The organism is Bradyrhizobium sp. USDA 4354, from assembly GCF_054060315.1.
Window position 1 is genome coordinate 8,004,185 of the sequence record NZ_JBSSDC010000001.1, and the last position, 6,000, is coordinate 8,010,184.

General features: G+C 66.8%; 5 protein-coding genes. 2 read left to right on the top strand and 3 right to left on the bottom strand.

Annotation, left to right across the window (positions count from 1 at the left end; translation table 11 throughout):
- Positions 1-138: 138 nt before the first annotated feature.
- Positions 139-1,305: an ABC transporter substrate-binding protein gene (locus ACVIIV_RS37175; RefSeq protein ID WP_456748634.1), complete on the top strand. Its 1,167-nt coding sequence runs from the start codon at positions 139-141 to the stop codon at positions 1,303-1,305.
- A gap of 136 nt (positions 1,306-1,441) precedes the next feature.
- The gene (locus ACVIIV_RS37180) at positions 1,442-2,923 is read left to right on the top strand and encodes a caspase family protein (protein WP_456748635.1); all 1,482 of its coding nucleotides are present in this window, start codon (positions 1,442-1,444) and stop codon (positions 2,921-2,923) included.
- A gap of 55 nt (positions 2,924-2,978) precedes the next feature.
- Here ACVIIV_RS37180 and ACVIIV_RS37185 read toward each other — a convergent pair whose 3' ends face one another.
- From ACVIIV_RS37185 to ACVIIV_RS37195, 3 genes are all read right to left on the bottom strand, one after another.
- Entirely contained in the window at positions 2,979-3,344 is a 366-nt protein-coding gene (locus ACVIIV_RS37185) for a hypothetical protein (RefSeq protein ID WP_456748636.1), read from the bottom strand.
- Positions 3,345-3,377: 33 nt separating this feature from the next.
- On the bottom strand, positions 3,378-4,688 hold the full coding sequence (locus ACVIIV_RS37190) for a Spy/CpxP family protein refolding chaperone (protein WP_456748637.1): 1,311 nt from the start codon (positions 4,686-4,688) through the stop codon (positions 3,378-3,380).
- Between the two features lie 102 nt (positions 4,689-4,790).
- Positions 4,791-6,000 (bottom strand): FAD-binding oxidoreductase (locus ACVIIV_RS37195; protein ID WP_456748638.1); only part of this gene is annotated, 1,210 nt, incomplete at its 5' end.

The window sequence follows — 6,000 nt, forward strand, 5'->3', positions numbered from 1 at the left end:
AGCCGGCATTGTGGAAACAAGTTGCCGGAATTACCCGGTGCTCTACGGCCCTTCGACACAGTGCCGCTTAGCGAGCTGTTCAGGCTCGCGAGGATATGTTGCTTGAGATTTCTTCCAACTATCCGGCAAAACCTCCCGATGTATCGATTTCGAGCAGCGAGATCCGTCGTCCTGACCATCGTGCTCCTGGCCGCGACCACGCTCGCGGCCAGCGGCGAGGAGCCCGGCGTCAGCGAGGATGCGATTCTGTTCGGCCAGGCCGCCGCGCTGGAAGGCCCCTCCTCCGCGCTCGGACAACGCATGCGGCAGGGCATCGTCGCGGCGTTCACCGAGATCAACGCCAAGGGCGGCGTCCACGGCCGCAAGCTCCAGCTCATCAGCCGCGACGACGGCTACGACCCCGACCGTTCCGTGGTGCAGACGCTCCGCCTGATCGAGGACGACAAGGTGTTCGCGCTGATCGGCGCGGTGGGCACGCCGACCGCCATGGCGACGATTCCGATCACCAGTGCCAAGAACATTCCTTTCATCGGCCCCTTCACCGGAGCCGAATTCCTGCGCGACCTCGAACTTCCGAACGTCGTCAACATCCGCGCGAGCTACGGCGCGGAGGCGGAGACCTGGATCAAGCATCTCACCGAGGATCGCAAGTTCACCCGCATCGGCATCTTCTACCAGGATGATTCCTTCGGCCGCGACGGTCTCCTTGGCGTGAAGCGCGCGCTCGCCAGGCGCGGCCTCGAGCTCGCCGCCGAAGGCACTTTCGAGCGCAACACCCGCGCGGTCGCCGCGGCCTGGCGGATGATCAAGCGCGCCGAACCTGAGGCCATCGTGATGGTCGGGACCTACGGGCCCTGTGCTGAGTTCATCAAGCTCGCGCATCGCAGCGGCTTCTATCCGACCTTCGTCAACATCTCCTTCGTCGGCGCCAATGCGCTCGCCACCGAGCTCGGCCCTGAGGGCGAAGGCGTCGTCGTCTCGCAGGTCGTGCCGTTTCCCTGGGACCGCTCGCTCAAGCTTGTCGCCGACTACCAGGCGGCGCAGACGGCGTTCGATCCGACATTGACACCGGACTTCGTGTCGCTGGAGGGCTATCTCTCCGGCTGTCTCGCGGCCGCGGCGCTGGAAAAGGCCGGACCGAAGCCGACGCGCGCGAGCCTGCTGCGCACCATCAACGATATCGGCCGTTTCGACATCAGCGGCAGCACCGTCACCGTCGGCACGCGCATGCTCGACACGCCGCCGGATGTGTTCTTGACGGTGATCCAGAAGGACGGGACGTTCAAGGCGGTGGACCGGCTGTAGGACCGCCGTACCGGGCGCTGGGCATTGACGGGGCCTGCCCCATTTTGCCGCAGCGTGATCCAGAGCACAGACGGCCTCATGGCGCAGACGTAGAAAAAGTGACATCATCGCGCGCATTGCCGATGGAGGTGACATCATGCGCCGTCCAGTCCTTTGCAATTTGTTCCTTGCGTCCAGTCTTCTCGCACTCGCCCAAATGATGACACCCACGGAGGCCGCCGCGGAAGCGCGGCTTGCACTGGTGATCGGCCAATCGGCCTATCGCACCGTGCCGGAGCTGCCCAACGCCGCCAACGACGCCAAGGGCATGACGGAGCTGCTCGGCAGCGCCGGCTTCACCGTCACCACGGCCGCCAACCTGGCGCAGACCGAGATGCGCGCGGTGATCTCGGATTTCGCCGGCAAGGTCAGCGCCGCCGGTGCCGACACCGTCGCCTTGGTGTTCTATGCCGGGCACGGCCTGCAGATCGACGGCGAGAATTATCTCGTTCCCGTCGATCTCGACCCCAAGCGCGAGGCCGACATTCCGCTGCAGGGCGTGCGGCTGAACGACATGCTCAACACGCTCGGCGCGCTGCCGACGCGGGCGCGCATCTTCATGCTCGACGCCTGCCGCAACAATCCGTTCCCCGCGCTCAGCGGCGCCGGTCACGGGCTTGCGATCGTCGACACCAAGGCCGGCGCGCCCGGCTCCTTCATCTCCTATTCGACCTCACCCGGCGCCGAGGCCGAGGACGGCAACGGCATCGACAGCCCCTACACGACCGCCGCGCTGACCATCGCCAAGCAGCCCAATCTGCCGATCGAGGAAGTGTTCAAGCGCATCCGCGTCGCCGTGGCGCAATCGACCGACGGGCGGCAGATCCCCTGGGAGAGCTCGTCACTGACCACCGACTTCAAGTTCTTCGGCGAGAGCAGCGGCAGTCAGCCTGCCATTCCCGGCGCATCCGCGATGGCGCTCGCCGGCGGCACGCGCAGCGTCGCGGACTGGCGCAAGGATTTGCAGGGCAAGGATCCCAAGACTGCGTACGAGCTCGTGATCACTGAGGACACCGTCGAGGCGTATCAGGCCTATATCGAGCTATATGCGCAGGACACCCGCACGCCGCGCCTGCGCACGGTGCTGGAGCGCCGGCGCCAGATGCTGGCGTGGGAGCGCGCGACCGCGATCAACACCCGCGCCTCGTTCGAGGCTTATCTTGCCAATTGGGACAACAGCGATCTGGCGGCGACCGCGCGCCGACTGCTGCTGCGCGTGCAGAACCGCAACTATGCCTTGCCCGTGGCCGCTGCGGCGACGCCCGTCGCCGTCGCGATGGCTCCGACCTGCCCGTGCTCGGCGCCCGCGACACCGGCAACACCGGTCAACCCCTCGGTCCCGCCCGTCATCAAGAAGCGCGTCGACGAGACCTCGCCGAAGCGCAAGCTGGTCGAGACGCCGCCCAAGCGACGACCGCCGTCCGACCAAGTGGTCTATGAGCGCGCGCCGCCGCCGGATCGCGGCCCGCCGCCCGAGGCTGTCATGCAAGGCATCGGCATCGGCGTTGGTATCGGCCTCGGCATGGGAATGGGCGGCCGCGGCGGAGACCATTATCGCGGCGACTACCGCAGATACTGAGCCGGTCCAGCACAAACACCGCATCTGCGCTCGCGCCAATCGCGCGAGCGCAGATTTACTGCGACAGGGCCGGGTAGTCCCGGAGCACGGCTTCGCGTATCCAGCCTGCCTGGATTGCACGCGACAATATCTGTGCGGTCTTGATGTCCTCAGCCTTCATGCAGAGATCGACGATGCGGCGCACCGCATCGTCGCGCATCAGGTCGTCGGCGATCTTCATCGCGATTTCCATCGCGACGCGGGCCGCCCGTTCATAGCGCTCGCGCGTGCTGTTCTGCGCTGAAGCTGCGGCAGCCTCGGCGATCGCCCGTGCAGCCTGGCAGATGTTGCGAATCCGGTCGGCTGCCTCGATATCGCCGAGCGGCCCCCTGATTGGCTCGTCCCAGACGTCTGACGGCTCTCGCCTCGCAAACCACTTCATTGCCCCACCCTAGTCTTCGATTGCTCGCGGCGTTCAGGACATGCGGCGCGGGCCGATCGCCTCGAACTGCGCCTTCTGCTCGTCGTTCAGCGTGGCGTAGAAATCATCGAGCGCCGCCCGGACCGACTTGACCCCCTCCAGCATCACGTCAAGGCGCTTGCGGATCGCGGCCATGCGGGCCGGCGGCGTCATCACCTCATTGGGCTCGCAGGCCGCCTTGAGCGATGCGCTGACCTTGGCGCTGGTGTCCTGAAGCACCTGGAGCGCCGCGCGCTGGGTGTCGTTGGGGCGAAGTCTTTCCTCGATCGTGGCGCCGGGCCAATCGAACGCGGCAGACGTGCCGCAAGTCTGCACCGACGATCCGCCCGCATTGTTCGATACCGCGGCACGACGCTGATCGTCGGCCAGCGCGTTGAAACGCGCCTTCTGCTCGTCGTTAAGCGAACCATAGAAATTGTCGAGCGCGGGCTGGACCAGATCGACCGCCTTCTGCATCGCCTCGACACGCTGCTGCATCGCCGCGAGCCGGCCGGGCGCTGTCGCTGCAGCCTGGGTCGGACAGGACGCGCGGATCAACGCTGCCGCGTCGATCGAGGCGTTGCCGAGCGCATCGAGAGCGGCGCCTTGCGCATCGCTCGGCTGCACCGCGGCCGCAATCTGATCGATCGGCAGACCGACGATGGCACGGCGATCGCTGCCGCAGAGCTGATCGAGCGGCGCGCTGCGCGCCCGCCGTCGTCCCTGCGGCTGCTGCGGCAGATAGGCCGACAGGCGATCATAACCGTAGGGGCCGAAAATGCCGGCATAGATGTCCGGATAGCCGTAGCCCCAGAAGCCGAGGCCGTCGCCCCAGATCGCGTAATCGTAGAGGTCGTTATAGGCGAACGGCCAGAACAGCGGTCCGACCCAGCCATAGCCGCCGCCCGCATGCTGCCACCATCCGCTGCTTGCGCCGCTCCAGCCGGCGAGTGCGGCTGCGGCGGCAAGCTGCGCGCGGGCCGCCGGATTGCTGATCAGCCGGCCGTTGCGGAACGCACTGGCGTTCAGGGCATTGCGGAAGTTCGCCGGCCGGATCGCGGCATTGCGGATCTGACCGAAGTTCGGACCGCCACGCCGGGCACCGGTTGTGAACCGCATGCCGCGATGATGCCCGCCGCCGTGCGCATGCCCGCCGCCGTGCCCACGGAAATGGCCGCCGCCGTGATGACCGCCGCCGTGCCCGCCTCCATGGCCGCCGCCATGTCCACCGCCATGTCCACCGCCATGTCCGCCCTTCGCCAGCGCCGCACCCGCCAGCATGCAGGCAAAGGCCACTGCGGCAATTCCAATGACCGGTCGCACCATCACATCCTCCCGCGCACAGCCCTGCCATTGAGGCATCGGAACTTGGCGGGAATTGGAACCGGTAACGTTGCCTAAAGTTCCCGATTCCCGGCTGCGCAGGCCTTAGGCCTCCGGCACGATCTTGCCGGGGTTGAAGATGTTGAGCGGATCGAGCGCCTTCTTCAGCGCCCGCATCGCGTCCAGTGCCTCGGGGCCGAGCTCGGCCTTGAGATATTTCTGCTTGCCCTGTCCGATGCCGTGCTCGCCGGTGCAGGTGCCGTCCATTGCCTGGGCACGCTCGACCAGGCGATGCATGAACTCCTCGCCGCGCGCCATCTCGTCGGCATCGTTGGTGTCGCACACCAGCGAGCAGTGGAAATTGCCGTCGCCGACATGCCCGACGATCGGCGACAACAAATTGAGGCGCTTGAGGTCCTCCTCGGTCTCGCTGACGCAGTCGGCAAGGCGCGAGATCGGCACGCAGACGTCGGTCGCGACCACGCCGATGCTGTCGCCGGGCCGCAACGCCTTCACCGACCAATAGGCGTCGTGCCGCGCCTGCCACAGCTTGGTACGGTCCTCCGGCTTGGTGGTCCAGGAGAAATCGCCGCCGCCGCAGTCCTTCGCGATGTCGCCGAAGGCCTTCGACTGCTCGGCGACCTCGATCTCGCTGCCATGGAATTCCATCAGCAGCAGCGGCGTCTCCGGCAGAGTCAGCTTCGAGTACGCGTTGCAGGCCTTCACCTGCGCGGCATTGAGCAGCTCGATGCGCGCGACGGGAATGCCGGTCTGGATCGCCAGGATCACGGCCTGACAGGCGCCGTGCACGGTCTCGAACGACACCGCGCCCGCCGCGATGGTCTCGGGAATGCCGCGCAGGCGAATGGTCAGCTCGGAGATGATGCCGAGCGTGCCCTCGGCGCCGACGAAGAGATGCGTGAGGTCATAGCCCGCCGAGGATTTCTTTGCGCGCGTGCCTGTGGTGATGATCTCGCCGTCACCGCGCACCACCTTCAGCGCCAGCACGCTGTCGCGCATGGTGCCGTAGCGCACCGCATTGGTGCCGGAGGCGCGGGTCGAGGCCATGCCGCCGAGCGAAGCATCCGCGCCGGGATCGATCGGGAAGAACAGGCCCTGGTCGCGCAGATGCTCGTTCAGCGCCTTGCGGGTGACGCCGGGCTGGATCACGCAGTCGAGGTCCTCGGCATGCACCGCCAGCACCTTGTTCATGTCGCGCAGGTCGATCGAGATGCCGCCGGCGGGCGCGTTGACCTGGCCTTCGAGCGAGGTGCCGGTGCCGAAGGCGATGACGGGCACGCGGTTCTTGGCGCAG

Coding starts and splice junctions, on each gene's coding strand:
- ACVIIV_RS37185 (WP_456748636.1), bottom strand. CDS start 3,344: ATGAAGTGGTTTGCGAGGCGAGAGCCGTCAGACGTCTGGGACGAGCCA.
- ACVIIV_RS37190 (WP_456748637.1), bottom strand. CDS start 4,688: ATGGTGCGACCGGTCATTGGAATTGCCGCAGTGGCCTTTGCCTGCATG.
- ACVIIV_RS37180 (WP_456748635.1), top strand. CDS start 1,442: ATGCGCCGTCCAGTCCTTTGCAATTTGTTCCTTGCGTCCAGTCTTCTC.
- ACVIIV_RS37175 (WP_456748634.1), top strand. CDS start 139: ATGTATCGATTTCGAGCAGCGAGATCCGTCGTCCTGACCATCGTGCTC.